Genomic DNA, 25,412 nt, shown 5'->3' with positions numbered 1-25,412 from the left:
ATGCGATTACACAGAAATTTATGCTTTGCCGTTATTGATGGTTTAACCTTAATTTTTAACGAAGGTAAGTATGCCGACAAGGTTATTCAACAACTTTTAAAACGCGATAAACGTTGGGGAGCTAGAGATAGAGGTTTTGTTGCCGAAACCACATACGACATGGTACGTTGGAAACGCTTATATGCTGAAATTGCTGAAGTAAAAGAACCTTTTGACCGCGATAACCTGTGGCGTATGTTTGCCGTTTGGGCCACTTTAAAAGGAATTAAACTACCTGATTGGAAATATTTTGAAGGCACACCATTGCGTAAAATCAAAGGTCGCTACGATGAGCTTTCTAAAGTTAGAAGATTTAAAGAATCTATTCCAGATTGGATGGATGAGATTGGAAGAAAAGAATTAGGTGATACCATTTGGAATAAAGAAATTGCGGCATTAAACCAACAAGCCGATGTTATTTTAAGAGTAAACACCCTTAAAACAAACAAGGAAAAATTACAAGCTGCATTATTTGATTTAGATATTGAAACTGAGTTTATAAAAGGTCATCCAAATGCTTTAAAATTGCGAGAACGTGCTAATGTGTTTTCTACCGAAGCATTTAAAAGTGGTCATTTTGAGGTTCAAGATGCTTCATCACAACTAGTGGCTGAGTTTTTAAATGTAAAACCTGGTATGCGGGTCGTAGATACTTGTGCTGGTGCTGGTGGAAAAACATTACATCTAGCGTCATTAATGGAAAATAAAGGGCAAATTATTGCGATGGATATTTATGCCAATAAACTCCATGAATTAAAACGACGTGCCAAGCGAAACGGTGCCCATAATATCGAAAACCGAGTTATAGAATCCACTAAAGTGATAAAAAAGCTTTATGATAAAGCCGACCGCGTTTTAATTGATGCTCCATGTTCTGGTTTAGGAGTTTTACGCAGAAACCCTGATGCTAAATGGAAACTGCAACCTGATTTTCTTGATAAAATAAAACACACACAGCAAGACATTTTACAACAATATTCTAAAATGGTAAAAGCTGGCGGGCAATTGGTTTATGCAACTTGCTCAGTATTGCCATCTGAAAACCAAGAACAGGTTAAAACCTTTTTAGTTTCTGAGGCAGGTGCAAACTTTACTTTAGTGAAAGATAAAAAAGTATTGGCGCATACATCTGGGTTTGATGGGTTTTATATGGCCCTTTTGGAAAGAAAGGCTTAGTTTTACTACAAACTAAAAATAGGTTAAAGCAAATTTAATCGCTTCATTAATTCGGGTCGGTTTGAACGACTTACGGGAATGACATCCTTTTTAATTAGCACACTATTATCTTCAATATCTATTATTTTTTGAACGTTGATAATATAAGAGCGGTGTACTTTTAAAAACAAATCGTTTGGTAATTTTTCTTCTATCTTTTTTAGTGTGGAATGTACCGTATAGTTTTTCTCTTCAGTCTTTACATTAATATAATCGCCTTTGGCCTCTATTAAGTATATACTTGGAATATCTATTTTTATTAAGCGGCGATCTATATTTATATATAAATCATTTCCTGAAGTGGTTTCTACAAGGTTTTCAGATATGTCATTTGTTGTCTTTACTGGTTGTTCTTTTATGGCACTTGCTTTCTGAATAGCTTTTTCAAAACGGGGCAATGCAATAGGTTTGACTAGATAATCGACAATACAATCGTACTCAAAAGCTTCTATTGCAAATTTGGAATCACTTGTTGTTAGAATAATTTTTGGTGGATTTTTTAAAGTTTGAATAAAATCAAATCCTGTAAAATCTGGCATATGGATGTCTAAAAAAATAAGGTCAACTTCATTTTGATTTAAATATTTTATGGCTTGCATGGCATTAGGAAATGCCTCTAAAACGTTTAAACTTGGAATGTTGGAACAAAGTTGCTCTATTATAGCCCTTGCCGTTGCTTCATCATCAATAATAATACAGTTCATAAAATAACATTATATGGTAGCTAAAAAGTCGGTAATGTTTTTAAGTATGATTTCAAAATCTTGTTTACCAGCTAAACTGTTCTCTTTTAAATTTTCTTCGAAACCATTAGCCACTTCATAACTTTTTTCAAGTCCTAAAATACTAATTTTATGTTTAAGTTTGTGGACATTTTCTGCAGCTTCTTTAAAATTATTGCATTCTACATTTTTCATGTAGACTGTTTTTTCTTTAGGATACTCTGCTTTTATTATAGCAATAAGCTTGTCTTCAAAGGCTTTATCGCCTCCAGACAATTTATTTATATAGGATAAATTGGGTTGTTCCATATCTATTTTCTAAGTGTAAAATAAAAGGTTGTGCCTTGATTAATTTCAGATTCCAACCAAATATTTCCGCCATACAGGTTAACTATTTTTTTTACAATGGATAAGCCTATTCCAGAAGATTCTGGATTATTTTCTAGTTTCTGAAACGTTTTAAATATTTTATCAAAGTATGGTGCTTCTATACCTTTTCCATTATCCTTAATGGAAAATTTCCAAAAATCATTTTCATCTTCAACTCCAATTTCAATGGTACCTTCTTCTTTATCATTATACTTAACAGCATTGTCTATTAAATTTTGAAAGAGTTGTTGCAACCTATATTTATCACCTTTTACTACAGGTAAATTTGACAGCTTTTTTATTGATATTTTTGATGGCAAATGCATGATGGTAATAATATCTTCAACTAATTTATCAATATCGACATCATAAAACTCTGTTTGATTTTTGCTAATAGTTGAATAATCTAAAATACCTTTGATTAAGGTATCCATTTTTTCAACATTATTCCTAATTAAATTAATACTATCATTTCCACTACCATCTAGTTTATCTTTATAATCTTCTTTTAACCAAGAGGTTAAAGCATCTATACTTCGTAACGGGGATTTTAAATCATGTGAAACCATATGGGCATAATCACTTAATTCTTGGTTTTGATAAGCTAATTCAGTTAACAATTTTTCTCGCTGTTTATTGATCTGAATAATTTCCTTAGTCTGATTATCAATAAATTCAACTAATTTCAAACCATCTAAATCAATATTCTCTAGTTTTTCTTTTTCTGGTAGCTCATAAAACTTAAGTGTTTCTATAACGTGTTTTAACTTGTCAATAACTTCTTTTTGAGCTTTGGCTTCTAGTTTTAATTGCTCATTAGCGACAAACAATTCTTCTGAACTAATTGACATGGCGCGTTGTTGCATCACGTATTGTTCATCAAAATTGGCATAAGACCGATTTACAGCATCCAGAAATTGTTCTAAATCTCCTGAAGAAGCTTGTTCTTGTGATAAATACTTTCGAATTTGTCGTTTAAGCAATGAGTTCATTATTCGCTTATTAGCGTTATGGTCATGGTTTGGTTATGTAACTGGCAGTTATTTTCGCCATGAAAAGGGGCTATTTCTCCATAGGAATAAAAACCACATATAGCTGTTTGGTCACCTAACACGGTAACAACCTCTTCTATTTCTTCTTCTACACGCTGGTCTAAAACTAACTTCCTCCCTATACAACTTACCAATAAAGCTAATTGCGGTTTATTGGCACGCAACTCCAAGGCTTGCTTTGCTGCACGTTCTGATGCATTTGCAATATTATCCACATTAGTCATCATGAGCTGTACTTTTGAGTTTTCTGGAATATCGCCGGCAAGAATCATGGTATTTTCTTTTTCATTAATATTCAAAATCGTTCTCACAAAGGATTGTTTTTCCTCAATTGATTTTACATTAAGCGGATATAGTAATGCCGCTGCGGGCAATTCAGTAGATTTCTCTCCCAAATATTTTTTATACAAATCTAAAGCTGGCTGATTATCTAATTCATAAAGTACATTAGAACTCGATTTGGTAACTAAGCGTTCTGGTCCAAAGGGTGTCCAACCGCCATGAATTGAAAATGAAACTTCTAGTGTTTCACCATAAAAACCTATAGCAATGATTTCTCCTGGTTTTGGATTTTCATTATACGAGGCAATTGTTTTTTCAAAACGTGCGGCATCACCACAAAGACCGCCTGTTATCAAAATATTGTCTTTACTAGAAACATTCATGCCTTTTGTTAACTGGCTACCATTTACAAAACTCCCTTCTGATAAAACAAAAATGTATTTTAATCCTTCTTCAGGAAATTGATTAACTAAATCTACACCTGTTTTATAACTGTCGGAATTTATAATATTACTGGTTTTGATTAAAAACTGACTTTTTTCAAATTCTGTTGCTGTTATAGTAATCGCCTCATCGTCAACGATATTTGAAGTAATATCGCCGCTTGTTGAGCCAAATACAATTTCGCCATCTGGATACAACGCTTTAACATCATTATAAATGGTTTCGTTTTCTAACATATACCTATTTCCCAATACTAAAACCAAAGGATTTTGTAATGGTATGTTTTCTGTTAGATATTGCCATCTGCCATCCGTTTTATATTTCTTTATTTGTACCGTCTTCATATATGCTATTTTTTTAAAGTAAAAAAGAATGTTGTTCCTTTTCCATGTTCACTTTCTAACCAAATCTCACCTTCGTGTAACTCAACAATTTTTTTAACTATAGATAAACCTATACCAGTAGAATCTTTACTTTTGTTTAGTGCATGAAATATTTTAAATATCTTATTATGGTTTTGTTTTTCTATACCAACACCATTATCTGCTATTGAAAACTTATAATGGGTTTCTTGATCTTCAAGGTTTATCTTAACAAAACCGGCTTCTTTATCTATAAATTTAATAGCATTACCTATTAAGTTTTGAAACACTTGTTGCAGCTTTGTTTTATCGCCTTTAAGTGTTGGAAGTGTATTTAAAATTTCAATGGTTATATGTTCTGGCTTGTACATAATCTGAATTAAATCTGTAACCAAATCATTCAAATTAATATCTGTTTTTTCGCCTTCATTAGTTCCTACACTTGAGTAACTCAGCACATCTGAAATAAGCTGTTCCATTTTTTCTAATGTGGTTTCTATCAGCGCAAAATTTCGCAAACTGGTTTCATCTAATTTACCGGCATTATCTTCTTTAAGCCAGCTAACTAACGCATTAATACTTCGTAAAGGTGATTTTAAATCATGAGATACTATATGAGCATACTCTTGCAATTCATCATTACTTTTTTCTAGTTTAGATAATAGTCTTTCTTTTTGAAGTTCTAAACTTTTTAAATCTGTTATATCTAAATGAATACCTATGGAACCAACAACGTCTCCATTTAAATTATAATTAGGCGCACCACTAACTAACCAATGTTTTGTTTGTCCTAACTTATTTTTTATTTTTAATTCATAAGAGTTGGTCTTCCCTTTTAATCGTTTTGAATTTTCATTTTGAATAATTTTAGAACCTTCACTATCAAGAAATAAACGACTTGCCATTTTACCGCTAAGTTCCGCTTCTGTATATCCAGACATTTCTGCAAAACTCTGATTACTCATTAAAATAACATCATCATTATCAACCTCTAATAAACCTAAGTTCATGTTTGCTGTTATGGCTCTATATTTTTCTCTTTCGGCCTCTAGGCTTTTTTTATATTTATTATCTAAGGTTATATCTCTAACAATACCCTGAGCAGCAACAGGAACACCTTTATCATAAATAATACTTGCATTAATATGAACTAACTTCTCTTCTTTTTGTATTGTAATTATATTGACATGAAAATCGGTGAGTGCGCCTTTCTTTAATAACAACTTAAAGGATTCTGCAACACGTTCTGCCTCTTTTGGGTTTATCATTTCAAGAAGATTATAATCTTGCTTGGCATCATTAAAACCTAACAGACTTACCGCGGCATCATTCATTTTTAAAATGTTACCCATTAAATCCATAATGACATAGGCATCGACTATATTTTCAAAAACACCTTGTAATTGCGAATCTGTTTTATTGAGTAATGCTTCTAACTCTGAATATGATTTTTCTAGCTTTTGCTTGGCATCATAAAGTTCTGCGGCTTTACTTTCAAGAATTTTTTCTGCTTGTTTTCTAGCTGCTTTTTCTCGTGCGAGTGCACGTTGAAGGATGTCAACTTTATTTTGGTCCATTAGTTTTTATTAATTAAAAACTTAACTTCTGTACCATCTGCCTTTAATTTCTCTAAAACTATACTTGCTTTTGAGTTAAAATGCTCAAACGTTTTATTCATTAATCCTAAACCAAAATGATGCATGGCTCGGCTTGATTTATAAATCATTACTAAGGAATTATCCGTTTTTTCAATAACCTCAAAAGTTGGTAACTCGGCGTCTGGGTATATTTTTCTAACTTCTACATGTATATGATTTTCTATTGAAGAAATCATTTCTATAGGGTCTTTATAAGTAGCTAAAAGTCCTGAATAGCTATCTTCTAAAACACTAAAAAAGTGCTCTGCATAAACCAACAATAAATCATCAATAGATATTCCAGTATTGGCACTTAAATGCTGCAATAATTGAAGCATTTCTGAAAACTTATATGTTCCTACAGATGTATAAATTCCTTCGGACTCTAAGTTAGATGCGTTGATTATTTCATCAACCATTTCTAATCCAAATTTGTTTTCCACTAAGTCTAAAAACTCTGTAAATACAATACCTTTCATCTATATTTTTTTTAACTCATTAATACTCCAATAGGCCAAAATTTTTTCAATTTTAGAAACATAATCTTCATACTTTAAGGGCTTTAAAACATAACCTGCGATTCCTATTTCATAACATTCCAATAAATCTTTTTGATTATTAGATGTTGTTAAAATTATTGTTGGTATATACTTTAAAACACTATCGGATTTAAGAATATTTAAAAATTCTATACCATTAATTTTTGGCATGTTTAAATCTAGTAAAATTATGTCAGGTAATTCATCTTTTTTTTCTAAAACTTTCAAAGCATCTTCACCGTTATTAGCTTCTATTATATTATGACTAAGTTTAAGTGATGAAATTGTTCTGTTTAATTTCATGACCTCGATCATATCATCTTCGATTAGTAATATGTTTAAAGATTTCATTTGTTTTTATATTTAATCCACTTTTAGTTAGTGAAATTAAAGTAATTAGATGTAATGCAAACTGTATTTCGGTAGGTGAATATTTAAGTGTAGATGAATAACACTTAAGTGTCGACGAATGGTATTTTTAAAAATTATTTATTTAACCAATACCATCTTCTCAAAACTAGATTTTGGAGCTTCGCAAAGCGAGCACTCATAAGTTTCGGGAAGGTTTTTAAAAGATGTATGCGGTTCTATATTCTGGGTTATATCACCATAAAGTTCATTGTAAACGGTTAAGCAATCTTTACATTGATACACCTCTTCCTCAAAAGTTTCCTTTTTAGTTTCTAGTGGTTTTTCTTCTTCTCTTTCGGTTCCTAACTGCTCAAAATACAACTGACTTAATTCCATCAGCAAACCTGGTAATTCTACCTTATCGACATCTTGAACATGCATGATATAGTGGCGTGTATTAGGGTCGAAATTTTTAGCATATAGCAAATTATAGGTATCTCTTATTTTGAAATCACCAACAGACTCTGGTTGTCTATTCTTTTCTATAACGATTGATGTGAAGTTATATGTATCGCTATCATAACTTGTAATTCCAAAAGTTAAGCCATAAGTACTTATATCATTTTGATCAAAATTTGTCACTAAGTATTTTTTTAAGCTTAAGGCGTCTTTATCATTCACAGGTAAATGCCAATTCATTTCTAACATGGAATGGCGGACATTGATACCGTATTTACCTAGGAATTTTTCCCATTTGAGTTTTGAATGCAATGGAATTCCTTTTACTATAAAAGATTTCCATGGGGTAATAGAAATTTTCCCTATTTTATTTTCTGAACACAACACGCACATGGCCTTTAAAAAAGGAATATCATACCTATTGTTTCTCCAATACAATCCTAACCAATACCTATCTGTTCCAATACGATTCATGCCTTCATAATACGGGAAGGGATAGAATGGAACCTCTAAAGGTTTATCAACGGTTCTATTATTGGCATCTACAGCATCAGTGACCAACTCAAAAATGGTTTCGATGGTTTCTGGTTCTTCAATCAAAATATTTTCAATGGCCAATTCTACCTTATCCATATCCCAACTATAAATAAGTGCGGGATACATTTGTGTTTGCTTCCAGCCTGGAAGCCTAACATATAAATACCAATAATCTTCATGTTCCGAAGCTATAAAATTCACATTCCCAGTAAATAAAGGCACCAAACGTTGCTTTGGATCTATAACATTTATACGAAGTTTTGGATTATGTTTAAACTGCTCTAAAACATATAAATAACGATCACTTGTTAACCACGAGGTGCTAGGCAAAATTTCTGCCGACACATACGATGAGGCTATATTTTCAATACCCTGAGCTTTGGGCTTTACAAATTGTATTTTATCAAACTGACTAAACTTACTTTCATCTATTTTCTCAGGAAAAATAATATCTTGTCGGGAACCAAAAGATATGGCATCTAATCCCAAACTTTCTGCTGCTTCGCAAATGTATTTTAATTCTCCTGGTGACAACACGCCACCATTAATCATTAATCTATATGGTTCCATTATGCTAATACTTTTGAATTTTGAAGAATTTCCCTAACTTCAGTTTTACAACTTCCGCAACCTAAGCCTGCTCCTGTTTTGTTACACAATGCTGTAAAATCAGTACAGCCTTTTGAAATAGCCTCTTCTACATTACCTACGCCAACTTGACTACATGAACAAACCAACTTACCTATAACAGGAACATCATTTGATGAACCGCGAAGTAATTTATCGCGCTTTTCAGCCATTTCAATTTTACTTTCAATCATCGTTTTAAATTCGGCAAATTCATTCTTATCACCCATTAAAACGGCACCAATCAATAAATCATCTTTAACAATACACTTTTTATAATAGCGTTTTTTGATATCTGTAAAAATGATTTCTTCATAACTATCATCATTATCAGGCACGTTAATATCGCCAATACTACACAGATTTAAATCGTTGAATTTCAAAATATTCATCAGTACAGAGCCATTGTAAGCACAACTAATATCGCCCGCAATAAAATTAGCCAAAATATTAGCTTGCTCTTCTGCTGCTGATGTAATTCCGAATAACTGATTATTAAATTCTGCTATTTCTCCAATGGCAAAAATATCTGGATGCGACGATTGTAAATGCTGGTTTACTTTAACACCTCTACTACATGCTATACCGTTTGCTCTGGCAATATCTATATTTGGTATGGTACCAATGGCATAAACAATGGCATTAGCGGTTATTAATTTTCCACTTTTTAGCGTAATGTTTAACTCGCCAGTATCGTCATCATCAAATACCGTACTTACTTCATTATCAAAATATATTTGAATGCCTCGTTCTTGCACATCTAAAGCCAGTAGCTTACTAGATATTTTGTCTAACTGACGCTCCATTAAACGTGATGCACGTTGTACAATAGTAATTTTAGCATTCTTATGCTTCATGGCTGCTGCTAGCTCTAAACCGAGCAATCCGCCACCAACAATAACCACATGCTGTTCTTCTGGAGGTAAGCCTGTAGCATCTAAGTAGGTTTTAAAGCTATCTGCATCGCTTTTATTACGCATGGTAAAACGACCTGGTAAATCTATCTGAACATCTTTTGGAATAAAAGCACGACTTCCAGTTGCCAATATTAATTTATCAAAATTATGTAGCTCACCATTACTATCCGTTACTACTTTATCGGCTTTATCTATTTTAGTTATATAGGTCTCAGGATGTAAATGAATGTTAAGTTTATTTAGCTCTTTTTCTTTTATTTTAAGCAATTGCTCCCAACTTAATTCTTCGGTAACATACTCTGGCAATAATACGCGGTTATAAAATAAGTTAGGTTCTTTTGAAAACACATGGATTTCATCAGTTTCATTTTGCTCTCTATAATTCTGTACAAATCTAAAGGCTGCAGCTCCTGCTCCAGCAATAATAATTTTGTCTACTTCTTTTTTATATTTTGAAACCGATACACGTGTAAACTTGAAATCTGGTTCTTTTGATGTGGGGTCTACATGGGTATTGGTTAAATTATTGGCCCTGTTTAAATTACTCTGCAACTGTTTCCCCCAATGCATCGGTAAAAACACAACGCCTTTTTTAATGTTATCTGTAATACTAGCACGTACTCTTACAACACCATTTTCACTTTTAATTTCAGTAATATCGCTGTCCTTAATTTTATTTAAATAAGCGTCCACTGGATTGATTTCTAAAACGGGTGTTGGATAATGTGTTTTTAAACGCGATACTTTTCCTGTTTTGGTCATGGTATGCCACTGGTCTCGAACACGCCCTGTAGTTAAAATTAAAGGGAAATCGGCATTTGGTAAAACCGATGTGTTTTCAATGGTACTTGGTAAATTGAACTGTGCTTTTTGTGATGGTGTGTAAAACTTTTTATCCTCAAACAAACGTGGCGTTCCTTGATGCCTGTATTCTGGTACTGGCCATTGGAAGGTGCCTTCGTTTTTTAGTCTATCGTAATTTAAAAACGACACATCTATATTGGTGCCTTTGGTCATTGAGGCATATTCATCATAAATTTCTGAAGCACTATTGTAGTTAAATCCACGGAATCCCATACGTTGTGCAAAATCACAGAAGATTTCTACATCTGGCCTAGCTTCACCAGGGGCATCTATTTCTTTTGGTAAATATGAAATTCGCCTTTCAGAATTCGTCATGGTTCCCTCCTTCTCTAACCATCCTGCTGCTGGTAATACCAAATCGGCGAAAGCGACAGTATCAGACTTATGGGATATATCTTGAACCACTACAAACTTGGCGTTTTTCATGGCTTTTTCAACACGGTTTAAATTGGGCAAACTCACTAAAGGATTGGTACATACAATCCAAACGGCTTTTAACTTTCCACTTTCTAGCGCGTCAAACATTTCGGTTGCTGTTAATCCTGGCTTTGGATTAATTTTATCGACACCCCAAAATTGGGCGACTTCACGACGATGTTCTTCATTCATTAAATCTTTATGAACAGCCAATAAATTTGCCATACCACCAACTTCACGTCCACCCATAGCATTTGGCTGCCCAGTTAATGAAAAGGGGCCTGCTCCAGGTTTTCCTACCTGACCAGTAATTAATGATAAATTTAAGAGCGATACATTCTTGTCGGTTCCCACCACACTTTGGTTAAGTCCCATAGCCCACATACTGATAAACCCTTTTGAAAGTCCAATTATATCAGCAGCTTTTCTAATGTCTTTTTCGTCTACACCACATAATTTTGAGGCTTGCCTTAAAGATGTTTTAAAGATTAAGGCTTTATAATCCTGAAAACCTTCGGTGTGCTCTTTAATGAATTTTTCGTCTATTAAACCCCGTTTGTACAGGCATCGTCCGATGGCATTATATAAAACCACATCCATTCCCGGTAATACTTGCAAGTGCAAATCGGCAAAATTGGCGGTATCTGTTTTTCTGGGGTCAACCACAATAATTTTAACATCGGGATTTTCCTCTTTACGCTTTTCTAAACGACGAAATAAAATAGGATGACACCACGCTGGATTTGCACCTGTAATCAAAAAAGTATCTGCCAATTCTATATCTGCATATGAAATTGGAACGGAATCTTCTCCAAAGGTCTTTTTATATCCAACTACAGCAGAACTCATACATAAGCGTGAGTTGGTGTCGATATTGTTAGTTCCAATAAAACCTTTGGTTAGCTTATTGGCAATGTAATATTCTTCGGTTAAACTTTGACCTGAAACATAAAACCCCACACTATCTGGGCCGTACTTTTTTATAATGGATTTAAAAACGCTTGCTGCTCGGTCTAAAGCATCATCCCAATTTACACGTTCACGAGGGTGTGAACGGCTCCAACGCATTTCTGGATATAGGATTCTATCGGAAACATCATTGGCAACGTAGTGCAAATTCATGCCTTTGGAACACAACATCCCTTTGTTAACGGGATGGTCTTTATCGCCTTCTACATAGACCTTATCGTTGTTGTCTTTTTTAACAATAATGCCGCAGCCTACGCCACAATACGAACAGGTTGTTTTTACTTCGCTTTTTATCATTTAGACCAACTTTTTATACTAAATAAGACAATATTTTTGTACTAAACAAGCACGCTATTTATTATTCTGAATACCTTAAAAAAAGGCTTCTAAATCTTCAAATTGACAAAAAACAGCGTCCTCAATTAGCTTTTACTTTAATAGGAATCAAGTCCTCGTTTGTTTTACCTAAACCTGTATTGGCTAATCCTTCATCTTCATCAGAAAACTTAATGGTCAAAGCTGCTATTGCTGTTGCGACAACTACAAAACCAATAATAAAATATCCATTAGACACTGCTGAAGCCGATGCAGCCGATTGTGCTACACTAATAACATCTTCTCCTAAACCTTGATTTGCTGTAATGGCTGCTTTTTCTGCAACTGCAGATTGCGACTTTAACAACATAGCCGCTAAAAACGCCCCTACATTTCCGCCAGCTCCTACAATTCCTGAAACCGATCCAATAGCTTTTTTATTTATAAATGGTACAACTGAAAACGTGGCGCCTTCTGCCATTTGAACGGATAAACTAAATAAAATCAAAAAGAATACACCTACAATTATACTGGTTGTTGTTGAAAACGTGATTAACATCAAGCCTTGTATGGTTAATATAAAAGACAAAAACAAAACGCGACCTCTTAGGCCTTTTAGTTTTCCAAATTTATCACCAAAGAAACCACCTAACGTTCGTGCAAAAATATTCATTAAAGCAAATGACAGCACGATGTTTCCTGCAGTTACCCGTTCTAACTGGAAGGTGTTTTGCAGATAGTCATCCATGGTACCATAGACGGTTAATTCTATACCAAAACATGCTGCATATACTACAAAAAGAATCCAAGTTCTGTAATCTTTAATTACTGTTAAAAAACCGACTTGGTCTTTTTTAGTATTTACCATATCTCCCGAAGCTCTTAATGCTTTAAAGTTCCCTTCTGGTGTATCTTGTGTAAAGAAGTAATATACAATACCCATTATAAAACAGACAATACCTGCAATGACCATAGCATATCGCCAAGCGTCGGCATCGGCAACTCCAAAACCAACTACGGCTGCTGCTATTAAGGGCATACCCAAACGGTTAGCACCACCACCAAGGTTTCCCCATCCTGCTGATGTTGCATTGGCTGTTCCCACAATATTTGGCGCAAACATTAAAGAGGTATGCACTTGGGTAATCACAAAAGAAGCGCCTATAAATCCAATAAATAGCCTACATACCAAAAACTGTGTTGGTGTTTGTACCAAACCACATAGTATTACTGGAATGGCTCCTAGCATTAACAACCAGGTATAACATAATCTTGGCCCATATTTATCACATAATTTACCTATTAGTAAACGTGCAAATACGGTTCCTGAAACTGCTAAAATAATGGAGTTCCATTTTTGGTCTGGTGTTAAACCTAAATCCTTAACCACATCTGGCATAAATGGCACGATACCAAACCATGCGAAGAAACACATGAAAAATGATATAGCGGTTATCCAAAATGTACGTATGGGTAAGCTTTTTAAATTGAGTAATTGTAATGTGGTTGATTTAGTTTGTGTTGTTGTGTCCATAATTAAGCACTTTTATACGTACAAAACTACGTATTTATACTTAATTTTAAATATTAAAATTACGTAATTGATAAAAATTGTGATGTTGACAATTTAGGGAAGGGGATTTTGTGGATTTGGTAAAAATGGGGTTGTTGTGGGTTTAAAATTTAAGTAATTTAAAAAACACTGAATTCAAAATATGATTTTTCAGTCAAATAATTCTTATGTTTAAAGTCATAAAAAAAACTAATAGTTACTATAAAATTATTGGCTAACATTAATAATTAAAATTACACATGCAATTTCAGGATAAAATTAAATGAAGTTGTTATATATAAAAAAACAAATCATGAAATTACTTACTAGAATTAATATTATTATATTATTTACACTACTTAATTTTGGTTGTTCAAATGATGACGACACAAACACAAATGAGACTCCACAAATATTAACAGTAACTGATATAGATGGTAATGTGTATAATACAATAACCATTGGAAATCAAGTTTGGATGCTCGAAAATTTAAAGACAACAACCTACAATGATGGAACACCAATCAATGAATATGTTTTTGGAGATGATTGGCATAATAACAATACTCAAATTGATTATTATCAATGGGCTGACACGTTTGATTTAAACAATCAATTTGACGAGGAGTTACCGTTTGATTTTTATGGTGGTATGTATAATCATTTTGCGATTGAATCTGGTAAGCTGGCACCTGAAGGATGGAGAATTCCAACAATTGAAGATTTCATGGAGTTAGAAAATCATCTTACTAACAACGGACAGTCTGGAACTGAAGGAGAAGCACTTAAAACAACTACAGGATGGTTTGATTTCTCTGGAAATGGTACTGATGCAATTGGCTTTAAAGGACTTCCAAATGGTTACATCAATGCATTTGGAGGACCTACTTTAGGGGGTGGTATATGCACTTGGGCAACTACTGAAGTGAATATACAGAATGGAACAAGAACTTCTATTAATCTTTTTGATGAAACAACAATGCTTTATGCTAACAATGCTATACAAATTGGAGCTGGCATTAGATGTATTAAAGAATAACGTTTGCCAAAGACGTGTATAAAACACAGCTATTATAGGGCTTTATCAGAGATTTTTGTATATTTAGAAAGTGAACCAAATTTTTAATTTGGTTATATTTATAAAAAAAAATTTAAATATTAAAAATTCGGTTCATGCTAAATCCGAAAAGTTAGCATTTATTTATTCGCTACGTTTCATACACAAGACCTTTAACTTTAATTTTAAAAGCACGCTTACAACATTAAAAAAATATACTTATTTGTATAATTTAAAATATTTTTATACAAATACGTATGTTGTCTAATGAGCGGTAAAAAACAAAAAACTAAAGCCAACAAAGAACCGAGTTACGCCTAAACCAACCCAAACTCCTTAGCCTTATTACTAAGTTCCATTAAGTTTTCAACTTCTAGTTTTTTCATGAGGTTAAAGCGATGAACTTCAGCGGTACGCTTGCTTATTTGAAGTTCATCATTGTTTTTTTACTATTTAAGTTATATAATCCGCTTTCATATTATAATTCCAAAATAAATAATTATATCTTTGATAGTATCAAATGATACTATTAAATGAAACCTCCTTACGAGATAACACCAAAGATTTTAAGTTTAATTACTGCTATTTCCGAAAAAATTGGAGAGGTAAACGCAAATTTTTTAAACAGACCTTCACCTAAATTAAGAAAACAAAATAGAATTAAAACAATTCATTCTTCATTAAAAATTGAGGGCAATACACTAACCGAACAACAGATTACAGCACTATTAGAAAACAAAAGGATTATTGGTCCTAAAAAAGATGTTGTTGAAGTTTTAAACGCTATAGATATTTATGAAAATCTAGGTACGTACAGCCCTAGGAGTGAAACGTTTTTTCTAAAAGCGCATCAGCAATTAATGCAAAATTTAATTGAAAATCCTGGAGAATATAGAAAAAAAAGCGTTGGCATTGTAAAAGGCTCAAAAGTAGAACATCTTGCACCTCCTTATGAAAACGTGCCTTTCTTAATGAAGGACTTATTTAATTACTTGAAAAATGAGGATGATATTGAACTCATTAAAAGTTGTGTTTTTCATTATGAAATGGAATTTATTCATCCATTTTTAGATGGAAATGGCAGAATGGGCAGATTATGGCAAACTCTAATATTAATGGAAAAATATCCAGTTTTTGAATTTCTTCCTTTTGAAACACTTATTAGTAAAGATCAAGATAAATATTACAAAGCACTATCTGAAAGTGATAAATCTGGACAATCTACAGCCTTTATTGAATATATGCTTAATGTTATTGATATTACAATTAGCGAGCTTTTAAATTTTAATAATAGAACATTAAGCGAAAAAGATAGACTTGAATATTTTGTTTCATTATCCAAAACAGAATTCTCCAGAAAAGATTATATGAATGTTTTTAAAGCTATTTCTTCTGCAACGGCAAGTAGAGATTTAAAACAAGGATTAGAACTAAATTTATTCAAAAAAATAGGAGAAAAGAATAAAACAGTTTATAAATTAATAACTGATATAACAGAGAATTAAATCTTAAATACTACTAAACCAAGCCAAACTCCTTAGCCTTATTACTCAATTCCATTAAGTTTTTAACTTCTAGTTTTTTCATCAGGTTAAAACGATGAACTTCAGCGGTACGCTTGCTAATTTGAAGTTCGTCAGCAATATCTTTATTGTTTTTTAATTGCAATACTAAACTAAGTATTTGCTTTTCGCGCTTGGTGAGTTTAAACGGGTCTTCTACTGGGGTATTTTTTGAAGTTACTGCCGTATTGGTGTTGCCGTTTACAAAATTATTCATGATGATGGCTGATACATCACCCGTAAAATATTTTCCGCCTGATGCGACTTTATGCACCGCTTTTAAAAATTCTTCTTTACTGGCGCCTTTTAATAAATAGCCATCGGCTCCCGCTTGAATGGCTTGTACTACGTATTCTTCTGAATCGTGCATGGATAGTACTAAAGTCCTAACATCGGTATAAAGTTTGTTAACTTCTTTAACGGCATCAATACCATTCATTTCTGGCATTCGGATATCAATAATCAGTACATGGGGCTTATTGGTTTTAAGTACTTCTAAAGCTTCTTTTCCGTTAGAGGCTTCATCTATCACTACTACTCCAGATTGGTCTTCTAAAAGGGCTTTTATACCGTCTCTTACCAAAACGTGGTCGTCTGCAAGTACAACATTGATTGTATCCATAACTAATAATTATAAAGCAAATGTAACAAAATTACGTAATACTACGTATTCTTAATTCTTAAGCGCCGTTACCTCAATTTCAATTTTCATTTTATCATCAGCTAGTCCAGCTGAAATCATAGTTGCTGCTGGTCTAATATCTCCAAAAAAATGTTTTAAAACTGGCCAGCATTTTTCAAATTCATTAGCTTCAGGCAAAATATAGGTTACTCGCACGACATCAGACAAACTAGCATTGGCTTGTTCCAAAGCACTTTCTATATTTAAAAGACACTGCTCGGTTTGTTTTGCTATATCATAACTAATCGTCATATCTTTATAATTATAACCTGTAGTGCCTGATACAAATACCCAATTGCCTTGTACAACTGCTCTTGAATACCCTATTTTTTCTTCGAATGAAGACCCTGAACTTATTAGTTTTCTTTTCATGATTGAATACTTATTGTCAGGTCGAGCGCAGTCGAGACCTACTTAACATCTCTATAATCTTAAAAACCTCTCGACTGCGCTCGAGGGGACAGTATAATCAGGTTCTGAAACACGTTCAGAATAATAAACACCTAAGTGTTTGTCAAAGGAATATTCAATGTAACCCGAGTCCCTTTCCCTTTTTCTGAAGTTAAAAATAAACGGCCTTCTATATATTTTATACGTTCTCGCATAAAGGTCATTCCCATACCGCCATCGCCATTTTTAACGTGCTTTACTTTTTCTGGTTCAAAGCCTTTTCCATTATCATCTATAACTATACTCAGCATCTTTTCGCTATGCGATAAGGACACTAAAATATGTGTGGATTCTGCATATTTTATGGCATTGTTTATGGCTTCTTGTGTGATTCTATAAATATTAATTTCTGCTAATGAATCTAACCGTTGACTAAAATTGGTTTTATTAAAAAAAACAATGTCTTTTCCTGTTAGTCTAGCGAGTTCTTGGGTGAGCTTTGTAATGGCTGGCACTATACCATGGTCTGTTAATTCTGGTGGTGTTAGATTAAATGTGGCTGTTCTAACACCTTTTATAATATTAGCTGTCAATTCCTTTAAATGCTCAATTTTTGAAGCTGTTTTATCGATGTCTTTAATATCAATACTCTCCAAATTATATTTTAATCCGGTTAGCATTTGGCCAATACCGTCATGTACATCTTTTGCTATACGATTCTGCTCTTTTTCCTGGTTTTCGATAATTTTACTGGAGATGACTTTCTGCTGATTCATTTTCTCCTCGAAACTCTTTTCGGTAAGGCGCTCTATTTCCAACTGTCCCGCTTTTCGTTCTGTAATTTCCTGAGCGATAATGAGTAACTCCGACTTTTCGTCTGTTGGACTGAATGGAATAATAGCCATTTCTAACCAAATGGCATCGCCATTTTTTGCTGTGGCTTTAAACTCGCCCTGCCAGCCTGTTTTCTTAAACTTATTGATTAGTTCTTCTATAGCCATTTGCTCTTGTTCGTCAATGGACAAAACGTCCCAAAACATGGCGGATTGATTAAACTTAGAAAACCCAAACAAACGCGAAAACTTATTCCCCATGTGCAACACATGTCCATTTGGTAAAATACGCGCAAACAATAGGGTGTCGTCCATGGCGTGACTTAAGGCCCGTAATTCTCTAATGGATTTTTCCTTGGCTGCACTCAATTCATCGGCATCGAATGCCATTTTTTTGGCGCGCTTTTCAGCTGATAACAGTTCTGCTAATGTGGTTTTTACCGATTTTGCGGCTGGCCAGAATATAAACAGGAACTCGCCCAATAATATTAATAGGGTCAATCCTGTGAGCCATAATTCTAATTTTCGTAACCATTCTACTTTTTCATCTGCTTCTAAATCATATTGGTTTACAATATCATCCATCATCATCAAAAAATTATCTTCATTGGCTTTCACCTTTTCAATGTCTACTATATAACTTTCTATAGCTAAGAACGGATTATTTTCTAATTTATCAATAATCGATTTTGAGGCCTCATTAATCGTATCAAACACAGGGTTTAATACCTTAAACTTTGAGGCGACTTTTATACTGTTCTTTTTAGGTAATCCTAAGCTATCATTGCCGTTCTGAAGGGCATGATGAGACAGCTCCCATAGGTGCAAGGTTTCTTTAATTTTGTCTTTTAGGAGAATTCTATTGGTTTGATTGGATTCTACTGAAAGGGATACGATATCCTTGGTTAGTTTCTGGCTTAGCATCCGTTGCCTACCGGCTACATTTATTACTGTAGAATCGCTTTCTTGCCCGCTAAGATGTGTTCGGATTAATATCTGACTAATTATTACTGAAAGCGCAATGGTGCTTAAAGCTATAATGTATAAACGGCGTAATTTATCAAACGTGCGTTGGTCTAATGAATTACTCGATTTAGTCATGTGTTTAGGTTTATGAAATGGCCTGTTTTACCAAGGCTAAACTTTTTTCTGAAAAGTTTAATTTAAGCGCTTCTTCATGGCCTTTATCAGACATTTTAACCCAGGTTTTTTTTAGGATATCAATGATTTTTTCATCGTTGTGTTTCGCTGCAAACTCTTCAAAATAGTAGTCTAAAAACACCAAACAAATAGTATCTTCTAGGGTTTGAGATTCTTCGTTTTTCTTAATGAGTTTTTTAAGAATTATAGATTTAACGCGATCTGCAAACTGGTCATCATAGCCTACTTGCTTTAAAATATCGGTTGTTAAATCGGCATGCATTCGCTTTAAGGTTTCGCGCCATTTTAAGTAACCTACGCGGTCCATTGGGTACTCATCTCTAGCTATTTTCCATCGGCATATATGTTGTGCGCGTGCTGCAATTTGAAGGGCTTTTGATGCATTAGGATTAAACTGTAATAACTTTCTGGACATTCGCTGAGAATACAATAATTCCTTGGGGTAGTCTATTCCAGCAACGGGATAGGTATTTATATCTTCAGCGTTTTTTTTATCAATTAATGCAATGGCGGTTTCAAATCTTGTGGGCTTCATATTTCATTTTTTAATCTGAAAAGCCAATATACACATTTCTGTTTTCAATTTTAATAGGATAAGTTGCAATTTTTAAATCGTCGCCTCCTAAATTAGTACCATCTTCCAACGAAAAATTCTTTTTATGCATCGGGCAAGCTACTTTTGGAATTCCTTCTTTATCGCCAATCATACCTAAAGACAAAACCATTTCCATTTTATGTGGACATAAGTTTTGACATGCATACCACTTGCCTGTTCTTGCAAAATTATATACTGCTATTTGTTTGGTTTTGTATTTGATGCATGCGCCACTGTTTTCAGGAAAATCAGTTACATCTCCTACTTTAAACCACGTTTTCACCTCATCTTTTGTAACTGTTTCATATTGACTAAGTATATCTTGCATATATATTGTTTTTGTTAATTTGCTGATTTTTTTTAACCGAAACCTCACGATTAAACAGTTAAAAGATTCTACTTTCTAACCCCAAGCTTTTGGCATTTTTTGGCCACGCATTGGTACAAATTCTAAATTATCGTCTGTATCATCAGAGTTTACAAAATGCTTAAAACGTTTCATCATTTCTGGATTTTCTATAGCTTCCTTCCACTCACATTCATATTTATTTACAAGCCCTTGCATTTCTATTTCTAAATCTTCTGCTATGCCTAAAGAATCTTCAACAACCACTTGCTTTAGGTAATCTATACCGCCTTCTAATTTATCTAACCAAGGTGCTGTTCTTACTAATGGTCCAGCAGTTCTGATATAAAACATCAGGAATCTATCTAGATATTTTACAACAGTTTTATCATCTAATTGTTCGGCTAATAATACAGCATGCTTTGGTGTTGCTCCTCCATTTCCACAGACGTAAAGATTCCATCCGCCTTCTACGGCAATCAGTCCAAAATCCTTTCCTCTTGCTTCTGCACATTCTCTAATACATCCTGATACACCACCTTTTAATTTATGTGGTGAGCGTAAGCCTCTGTATCTATTCTCGATATCTATGGCAAAGGTTACACTTTCGTGCATACCGTAGCGACACCATGTTGAGCCTACACAACTTTTTACTGTACGCAATGATTTTCCATAAGCATGACCGCTTTCAAAACCAGCATCAATTAATTCTTTCCAGATCATTGGTAGTTCATGAATTTGCGCTCCAAATAAATCAATACGCTGTCCGCCTGTTATTTTTGTATATAAATCGTATTTCTTAGCGACTTCGCCAATGACTATTAATTGTTGTGGTGTGATTTCGCCTCCTGCAACTCTCGGCACTACTGAATAGGTACCGTTACGTTGGATGTTTGCTAAAAATCTATCGTTGGTATCTTGAATTGTAGGTTGGCGATTAGCTGTTTCCATGGTAATGGTTGCAAAAATAGAAGCTACTAAGGGTTTACAAGTTTCACAACCATGTCCATCGCCAAATAAATTTAAAGCTTCATCATAATCAGCTACTTTATTGACTTTTATTAAATCGTAAAGCTCTTGCCTGTTAAAGCTAAAGTGCTCGCAAATGGTTTCTTTTACTTCTTTTCCAAGCGATTTTAATGTTTCGTTTACTAAATCTGTTACCATAGGTTTACATCCTCCACATCCTGATGTTGCTTTGGTTTTGGCTACCACATCACCAAAATTAGCACAATCGCCTTCGGTAATTGAGCAACAGATATCGCCTTTGGATACGCTTTCGCAAGAACACACTTGTGCTGTATCTGGTAAATCTAAAACACTTCCAAATGATGAACCGCCTTCGCTTGCTGGTAATATTAATTGTGATGGGTCTTCTGGAATAGCCATCCCGTTTAAATACACTTGATGTAGCATATTATAATCTGAAGCATCGCCAACTAAAATACCACCTAGCAATGATTTGCCATCAAGGCTTACGTTAATTCGTTTATATAGGTGCTGTGTTTTATTTTCAAAAATGATTGAGTGTCCTTTTGCCGCTGGCATAAATGGTTCTCCAAAACTCGCCACATCGACACCTATTAATTTTAATTTGGTAGACATATCGATATCTGCTGGCATTACAGATTCTGTGTTTCCTATAATTTGCTCTACCGCTATTGCAGCCATATCATACCCTGGAGCTACTAAACCGTATATCATTTGGTTGTATAAGGCTATTTCGCCTATGGCATATATATACTCGTCTGAAGTCTGCATTTTGTTATCCACGACGATACCGCCACGAACACCAACATCTAATCCACAGGCTTTTCCTAATTCATCTCTTGGACGAATACCTGCTGAAACTACAAGCATATCGACATCTAAAACATCGTCTTCTCCAAACTCCATTCCTGTAATACACTTATCGCCTAAAATTTGATTTGTGGCTTTACTTAAATGGATATTTAAACCAATGGATTCTAATTTTAATTGTAATACTTGACTACTTCTTGAATCTAATTGTCTTGGCATTAATTTAGGAGCAAACTCTACAATATGTGGTTCTAAGCCCATATCCATGACCGCTTTACCAGCTTCCAAACCTAATAATCCCCCACCAAGCACTGCTGCCCTACTATTAGGTTTTTCTGCCTTAAGTTTAGCGGCATAAGCCAGCATACCTTCTAAATCTTCAATAGTTCTATATACAAAGACGCCTTCTTTTTCAATACCTTTAATGGGCGGCACAAAGGGCGCAGACCCTGTAGCTAACACTAAATAATCATAAGAAAACTCACGGTCTTTAGCTGTTTTTATTATTTTTGATGTTCTATTGATATCTGCAACACGTTCGCCTGTAATTAAATCTACATTATTATCGGCATACCATTCAGCAGGAGCCATTTCAAGAGCTTTAGCATCTTGATTTTCGAAGAATTCACTCAAGTGAACCCGGTCATAAGCTGGTCTTGGTTCTTCGCCAAAAACTGTAATTTTAAAATCTTTTGCTTCTTCTTTTTCTACAAATTTTTCACAAAACTTGTAACCAACCATTCCATTTCCAACGATAATAATATGCTGCATAATTACGTATTTAAACACAAAACTAAGTATTTATACGTATTTTTATGTATTCAAAACTAAGAAACTTACGTAGAACCCTTATTATTGTCAATTTCACAAATTGCAATAAGAAAAATTGATTATTAGAAAAATTAAAGGTTTAGTTTTTACTGAAATCTTAAAGCTTTTCAATCGTAATTTTCACGCTTTTTGAAGCTGGTGTTTTAGCGGTGTGCGCAAAACTATCAAGTGGCACTAAGACATTAGTTTCTGGAAAATAGGTTGCACAACAGTTTTTTGGAATATCATAGCCTACGACCTTGAAGTTATTGGCTTTACGAATGGTATGGTTATATTCTGACTTTAAATTTACAACATCGTGTTCTTTTAAATGACGAACTTTCATATCTTCTTTATTCATAAAAATGACACGTCGTTCATTAAAAACGCCACGATATCTATCATCTAAGCCATAAATAGTGGTGTTAAATTGGTCATGACTACGTATGGTCATCATGATTAGTTCGTCAGCTTTAAGTTGCCATTCTGGGAGCTTATTAATGGAAAAATTCGCTTTTCCTGTTTTGGTTTTAAATTCTCTGACTCGAGCACCGTTTGGCAAATAAAAACCTGATGGATTCTTTAACCGTTTATTATAATTTTCAAATCCTGAAACGACTTCTTCAATATCATCGCGAACTAAATTATAATCGTTTCTATAAGTCAACCAATTAACTCGAGAGCGTGCTTTTAAAGTCGCATTTGCTATACCACAAACTACAGCAACCTCACTTAATAATTTTTCTGAGCAGGGTTCTAAAATCCCTTTGGTTGAGGATATCACACCCATTGAGTTTTCTACGCTTTGAGTTTGTAACCCTGTTTTTTGATAGTCTTTTTCGGTTCGTCCTAAACATGGCAAAATCAACGCTTCTTTTCCTGTAACCAAGTGCGATCGGTTTAATTTTGTACTTACATGAACTGTTAAATTACAATTTGCTAATGCTTGAGCCGAATAGCTCGTATCTGGAACTGCCGAAATAAAATTACCGCCTAATCCAAAAAACACTTTCGCTTTTTTATCATACATCGCCTTAATGGCGTCTATAACGGAATAGCCATGTTTGGTTGTAGGCTTAAAACCGTATTTGGCTTCTATTTTATCTAAAAAAGCTTGTGGTGCTGATTCCCAAATACCAACTGTTCTATCGCCTTGTACATTGGAATGCCCGCGCACCGGACACGTTCCTGCGCCTTCTTTTCCTATACTTCCTTTTAGTAATAGTAGATTTACTAATTCACGAATATTATCAACGGCGTTTTCATGCTGCGTTAAGCCCATGGCCCAACAAATAATAATTTTTTTGTTGTTTAAAATTAAGTCAAACACTTCCTTAAATATGTCTTTTGAAACACCTGAAGCTTTAAGGCATTCATCAAAACTATGTCTTTTTAAATCTGAAATAAAGGCATCATAGCCACTTGTATGTGTTTCAATAAACTCCTTATCTAATACATTACCTTGAATTTCTTCTTGCTCTAATAATTTTAAAAGTATGGCTTTAAAAAAAGCAACGTCACCATTAATATTTATTGGCACAAAAACATCTGCTATTTGCGTGCCTCCTGTTATTAATTTTATTGGATTTTGTGGATTGGTAAACTTTATTAATCCCGCTTCTGGTAGTGGATTTACTGCTATTATTTTACCGCCGTTCTTTTTAGTTTTTTCTAAAGCAGTGAGCATTCTAGGATGGTTAGTTGCGGGGTTTTGTCCCACCACCATAACGACCTCTGCTTTATACAAATCATCTAATGTTACTGAGCCTTTGCCTATCCCTAAGGTTTCAGATAGCGCACTTCCGCTTGCTTCATGACACATGTTTGAGCAATCGGGTAAATTGGCTGTACCAAACTCCCTAACAAACAATTGATATAGAAATGCAGCTTCATTTGTCGTTCTCCCTGAAGTATAAAACACGGCTTCATCTGGATGATTTAAAGCGTTTAAATGTTTGCCTACTTTTTTAAAAGCATCTTCCCAAGATATGGGTTGATAATGTGTTGCGCCTTCTGGAAGAAACATAGGCTCTGCCAAACGGCCCGATTTACCAATTTTAAAATCAGTCCAACTTGCTAATTCATCTACAGCATATTTTGCAAAAAAATCAGTTCCAATGGTTTTGTTTTGAGCTTCTTCGGCAATAGCTTTAATACCGTTTTCACAAAACTCTCCAAGCGAAGATCGTTCATCATCAGGATCTGGCCATGCACAGCCCGGGCAATCAAAACCGCCTTTTTGATTTATTTTAAAAGAAAGTTTTAAAGCATCGGCAGGATTCATGTATTTTGAAACTTGATTAAGCGTAGCCTTAATCCCTCCAAAACCCACACTGTTTTTAGGTGGTTTTTTGGTTTTTAAATTTTCAAACTTTTCTGGAGTTAATGCTTTATCTATTGATGATTTACCCATTTATTAGTTTAATCTTACATTTATTTAGCATAAAAATAACCTTTTAGAAGATAATAAAAGGATGTTTTTAATGATATAAAACAATTTTTATTTT

20 protein-coding genes and 1 pseudogene are annotated in these 25,412 nt (G+C 34.0%); 3 read left to right on the top strand and 18 right to left on the bottom strand.

Annotation, left to right across the window (positions count from 1 at the left end; all coding sequences use genetic code 11):
• A complete protein-coding gene (locus tag ABD941_RS13915) occupies positions 1–1,215 on the top strand; it encodes an RsmB/NOP family class I SAM-dependent RNA methyltransferase (RefSeq protein ID WP_345274745.1) in 1,215 nt (404 codons plus the stop codon).
• A 23-nt stretch (positions 1,216–1,238) separates the two neighbouring features.
• Here the strand turns inward: ABD941_RS13915 and ABD941_RS13910 are convergent, their stop codons facing one another.
• The 10 genes from ABD941_RS13910 to ABD941_RS13865 all read right to left on the bottom strand — a co-directional run bounded on the left by ABD941_RS13910 (position 1,239) and on the right by ABD941_RS13865 (position 13,651).
• Positions 1,239–1,958 (bottom strand): LytR/AlgR family response regulator transcription factor, encoded by a 720-nt coding sequence (locus ABD941_RS13910; RefSeq protein WP_345274744.1) that lies wholly within the window; start codon positions 1,956–1,958, stop codon positions 1,239–1,241.
• A 9-nt stretch (positions 1,959–1,967) separates the two neighbouring features.
• Positions 1,968–2,285, bottom strand: coding sequence for an Hpt domain-containing protein (locus ABD941_RS13905; protein WP_345274743.1), 318 nt, complete (start codon positions 2,283–2,285; stop codon positions 1,968–1,970).
• A 2-nt stretch (positions 2,286–2,287) separates the two neighbouring features.
• Positions 2,288–3,337, bottom strand: a complete 1,050-nt coding sequence (locus ABD941_RS13900; protein WP_345274742.1) for a sensor histidine kinase — start codon at positions 3,335–3,337, stop codon at positions 2,288–2,290.
• On the bottom strand, positions 3,337–4,467 hold the full coding sequence (locus tag ABD941_RS13895) for an FIST signal transduction protein (protein ID WP_345274741.1): 1,131 nt from the start codon (positions 4,465–4,467) through the stop codon (positions 3,337–3,339). Before ABD941_RS13895 ends, ABD941_RS13900 begins: the two co-directional genes overlap by 1 nt.
• A gap of 5 nt (positions 4,468–4,472) precedes the next feature.
• Positions 4,473–6,062, bottom strand: a complete 1,590-nt coding sequence (locus ABD941_RS13890) for a sensor histidine kinase (RefSeq protein WP_345274740.1) — start codon at positions 6,060–6,062, stop codon at positions 4,473–4,475.
• Positions 6,062–6,601, bottom strand: a complete 540-nt coding sequence (locus ABD941_RS13885) for a heme NO-binding domain-containing protein (RefSeq protein WP_345274739.1) — start codon at positions 6,599–6,601, stop codon at positions 6,062–6,064. The genes ABD941_RS13890 and ABD941_RS13885 overlap by 1 nt, the downstream gene beginning before the upstream one ends.
• Entirely contained in the window at positions 6,602–7,012 is a 411-nt protein-coding gene (locus ABD941_RS13880) for a response regulator (protein WP_345274738.1), read from the bottom strand. It abuts the gene before it with no gap.
• 138 nt (positions 7,013–7,150) lie between these two features.
• Positions 7,151–8,578 (bottom strand): rubredoxin, encoded by a 1,428-nt coding sequence (locus ABD941_RS13875; protein WP_345274737.1) that lies wholly within the window; start codon positions 8,576–8,578, stop codon positions 7,151–7,153.
• Positions 8,578–12,099 (bottom strand): molybdopterin-dependent oxidoreductase, encoded by a 3,522-nt coding sequence (locus tag ABD941_RS13870; RefSeq protein WP_345274736.1) that lies wholly within the window; start codon positions 12,097–12,099, stop codon positions 8,578–8,580. The genes ABD941_RS13875 and ABD941_RS13870 overlap by 1 nt, the downstream gene beginning before the upstream one ends.
• Positions 12,100–12,220: 121 nt before the next feature.
• Positions 12,221–13,651, bottom strand: coding sequence for an MFS transporter (locus ABD941_RS13865; protein ID WP_345274735.1), 1,431 nt, complete (start codon positions 13,649–13,651; stop codon positions 12,221–12,223).
• Between the two features lie 331 nt (positions 13,652–13,982).
• Between ABD941_RS13865 and ABD941_RS13860 the strand changes: the two genes are divergently transcribed.
• Positions 13,983–14,708, top strand: coding sequence for an FISUMP domain-containing protein (locus ABD941_RS13860; protein WP_345274734.1), 726 nt, complete (start codon positions 13,983–13,985; stop codon positions 14,706–14,708).
• A gap of 335 nt (positions 14,709–15,043) precedes the next feature.
• On the opposite strand, the pseudogene ABD941_RS13855 reads toward ABD941_RS13860, so the two are convergent.
• Positions 15,044–15,163, bottom strand: a pseudogene (locus tag ABD941_RS13855) (LuxR C-terminal-related transcriptional regulator); the annotation flags it as partial.
• A 96-nt stretch (positions 15,164–15,259) separates the two neighbouring features.
• Here ABD941_RS13855 and ABD941_RS13850 point away from each other — a divergent pair.
• Positions 15,260–16,231, top strand: a complete 972-nt coding sequence (locus ABD941_RS13850; protein ID WP_345274733.1) for a Fic family protein — start codon at positions 15,260–15,262, stop codon at positions 16,229–16,231.
• Between the two features lie 13 nt (positions 16,232–16,244).
• On the opposite strand, the gene ABD941_RS13845 is transcribed toward ABD941_RS13850, so the two are convergent.
• From ABD941_RS13845 to ABD941_RS13815, 7 genes are all read right to left on the bottom strand, one after another.
• Positions 16,245–16,910 (bottom strand): response regulator, encoded by a 666-nt coding sequence (locus ABD941_RS13845; protein WP_345274732.1) that lies wholly within the window; start codon positions 16,908–16,910, stop codon positions 16,245–16,247.
• Between the two features lie 51 nt (positions 16,911–16,961).
• A complete protein-coding gene (locus ABD941_RS13840; RefSeq protein ID WP_345274731.1) occupies positions 16,962–17,342 on the bottom strand; it encodes a RidA family protein in 381 nt (126 codons plus the stop codon).
• A 131-nt stretch (positions 17,343–17,473) separates the two neighbouring features.
• Complete coding sequence (locus tag ABD941_RS13835) at positions 17,474–19,294, bottom strand: sensor histidine kinase (protein WP_345274730.1); 1,821 nt, start codon at positions 19,292–19,294, stop codon at positions 17,474–17,476.
• A gap of 10 nt (positions 19,295–19,304) precedes the next feature.
• Positions 19,305–19,889: a DUF4202 domain-containing protein gene (locus tag ABD941_RS13830; protein WP_345274729.1), complete on the bottom strand. Its 585-nt coding sequence runs from the start codon at positions 19,887–19,889 to the stop codon at positions 19,305–19,307.
• 10 nt (positions 19,890–19,899) lie between these two features.
• Positions 19,900–20,277 carry a nitrite reductase small subunit NirD gene (nirD, locus tag ABD941_RS13825; RefSeq protein WP_345274728.1) on the bottom strand — a complete coding sequence of 126 codons (378 nt, stop codon included), beginning with the start codon at positions 20,275–20,277 and terminating at the stop codon, positions 19,900–19,902.
• Positions 20,278–20,352: 75 nt separating this feature from the next.
• Positions 20,353–22,866: a nitrite reductase large subunit NirB gene (nirB, locus tag ABD941_RS13820; protein WP_345274727.1), complete on the bottom strand. Its 2,514-nt coding sequence runs from the start codon at positions 22,864–22,866 to the stop codon at positions 20,353–20,355.
• Positions 22,867–23,023: 157 nt separating this feature from the next.
• Positions 23,024–25,318: an FdhF/YdeP family oxidoreductase gene (locus ABD941_RS13815; protein WP_345274726.1), complete on the bottom strand. Its 2,295-nt coding sequence runs from the start codon at positions 25,316–25,318 to the stop codon at positions 23,024–23,026.
• Positions 25,319–25,412 lie beyond the last annotated feature (94 nt).

Origin of the sequence: Flaviramulus aquimarinus, from assembly GCF_039543205.1 — a bacterium.
GTDB classification, from domain to species: domain Bacteria; phylum Bacteroidota; class Bacteroidia; order Flavobacteriales; family Flavobacteriaceae; genus Flaviramulus_B; species Flaviramulus_B aquimarinus.
This window is presented reverse-complemented; position numbering and strand designations above follow the sequence as displayed.

Coding starts and splice junctions, on each gene's coding strand:
- ABD941_RS13915 (WP_345274745.1), top strand. CDS start 1: ATGCGATTACACAGAAATTTATGCTTTGCCGTTATTGATGGTTTAACC.
- ABD941_RS13910 (WP_345274744.1), bottom strand. CDS start 1,958: ATGAACTGTATTATTATTGATGATGAAGCAACGGCAAGGGCTATAATA.
- ABD941_RS13905 (WP_345274743.1), bottom strand. CDS start 2,285: ATGGAACAACCCAATTTATCCTATATAAATAAATTGTCTGGAGGCGAT.
- ABD941_RS13900 (WP_345274742.1), bottom strand. CDS start 3,337: ATGAACTCATTGCTTAAACGACAAATTCGAAAGTATTTATCACAAGAA.
- ABD941_RS13895 (WP_345274741.1), bottom strand. CDS start 4,467: ATGAAGACGGTACAAATAAAGAAATATAAAACGGATGGCAGATGGCAA.
- ABD941_RS13890 (WP_345274740.1), bottom strand. CDS start 6,062: ATGGACCAAAATAAAGTTGACATCCTTCAACGTGCACTCGCACGAGAA.
- ABD941_RS13885 (WP_345274739.1), bottom strand. CDS start 6,601: ATGAAAGGTATTGTATTTACAGAGTTTTTAGACTTAGTGGAAAACAAA.
- ABD941_RS13880 (WP_345274738.1), bottom strand. CDS start 7,012: ATGAAATCTTTAAACATATTACTAATCGAAGATGATATGATCGAGGTC.
- ABD941_RS13875 (WP_345274737.1), bottom strand. CDS start 8,578: ATGGAACCATATAGATTAATGATTAATGGTGGCGTGTTGTCACCAGGA.
- ABD941_RS13870 (WP_345274736.1), bottom strand. CDS start 12,099: ATGATAAAAAGCGAAGTAAAAACAACCTGTTCGTATTGTGGCGTAGGC.
- ABD941_RS13865 (WP_345274735.1), bottom strand. CDS start 13,651: ATGGACACAACAACACAAACTAAATCAACCACATTACAATTACTCAAT.
- ABD941_RS13860 (WP_345274734.1), top strand. CDS start 13,983: ATGAAATTACTTACTAGAATTAATATTATTATATTATTTACACTACTT.
- ABD941_RS13850 (WP_345274733.1), top strand. CDS start 15,260: ATGAAACCTCCTTACGAGATAACACCAAAGATTTTAAGTTTAATTACT.
- ABD941_RS13845 (WP_345274732.1), bottom strand. CDS start 16,910: ATGGATACAATCAATGTTGTACTTGCAGACGACCACGTTTTGGTAAGA.
- ABD941_RS13840 (WP_345274731.1), bottom strand. CDS start 17,342: ATGAAAAGAAAACTAATAAGTTCAGGGTCTTCATTCGAAGAAAAAATA.
- ABD941_RS13835 (WP_345274730.1), bottom strand. CDS start 19,294: ATGACTAAATCGAGTAATTCATTAGACCAACGCACGTTTGATAAATTA.
- ABD941_RS13830 (WP_345274729.1), bottom strand. CDS start 19,889: ATGAAGCCCACAAGATTTGAAACCGCCATTGCATTAATTGATAAAAAA.
- nirD (WP_345274728.1), bottom strand. CDS start 20,277: ATGCAAGATATACTTAGTCAATATGAAACAGTTACAAAAGATGAGGTG.
- nirB (WP_345274727.1), bottom strand. CDS start 22,866: ATGCAGCATATTATTATCGTTGGAAATGGAATGGTTGGTTACAAGTTT.
- ABD941_RS13815 (WP_345274726.1), bottom strand. CDS start 25,318: ATGGGTAAATCATCAATAGATAAAGCATTAACTCCAGAAAAGTTTGAA.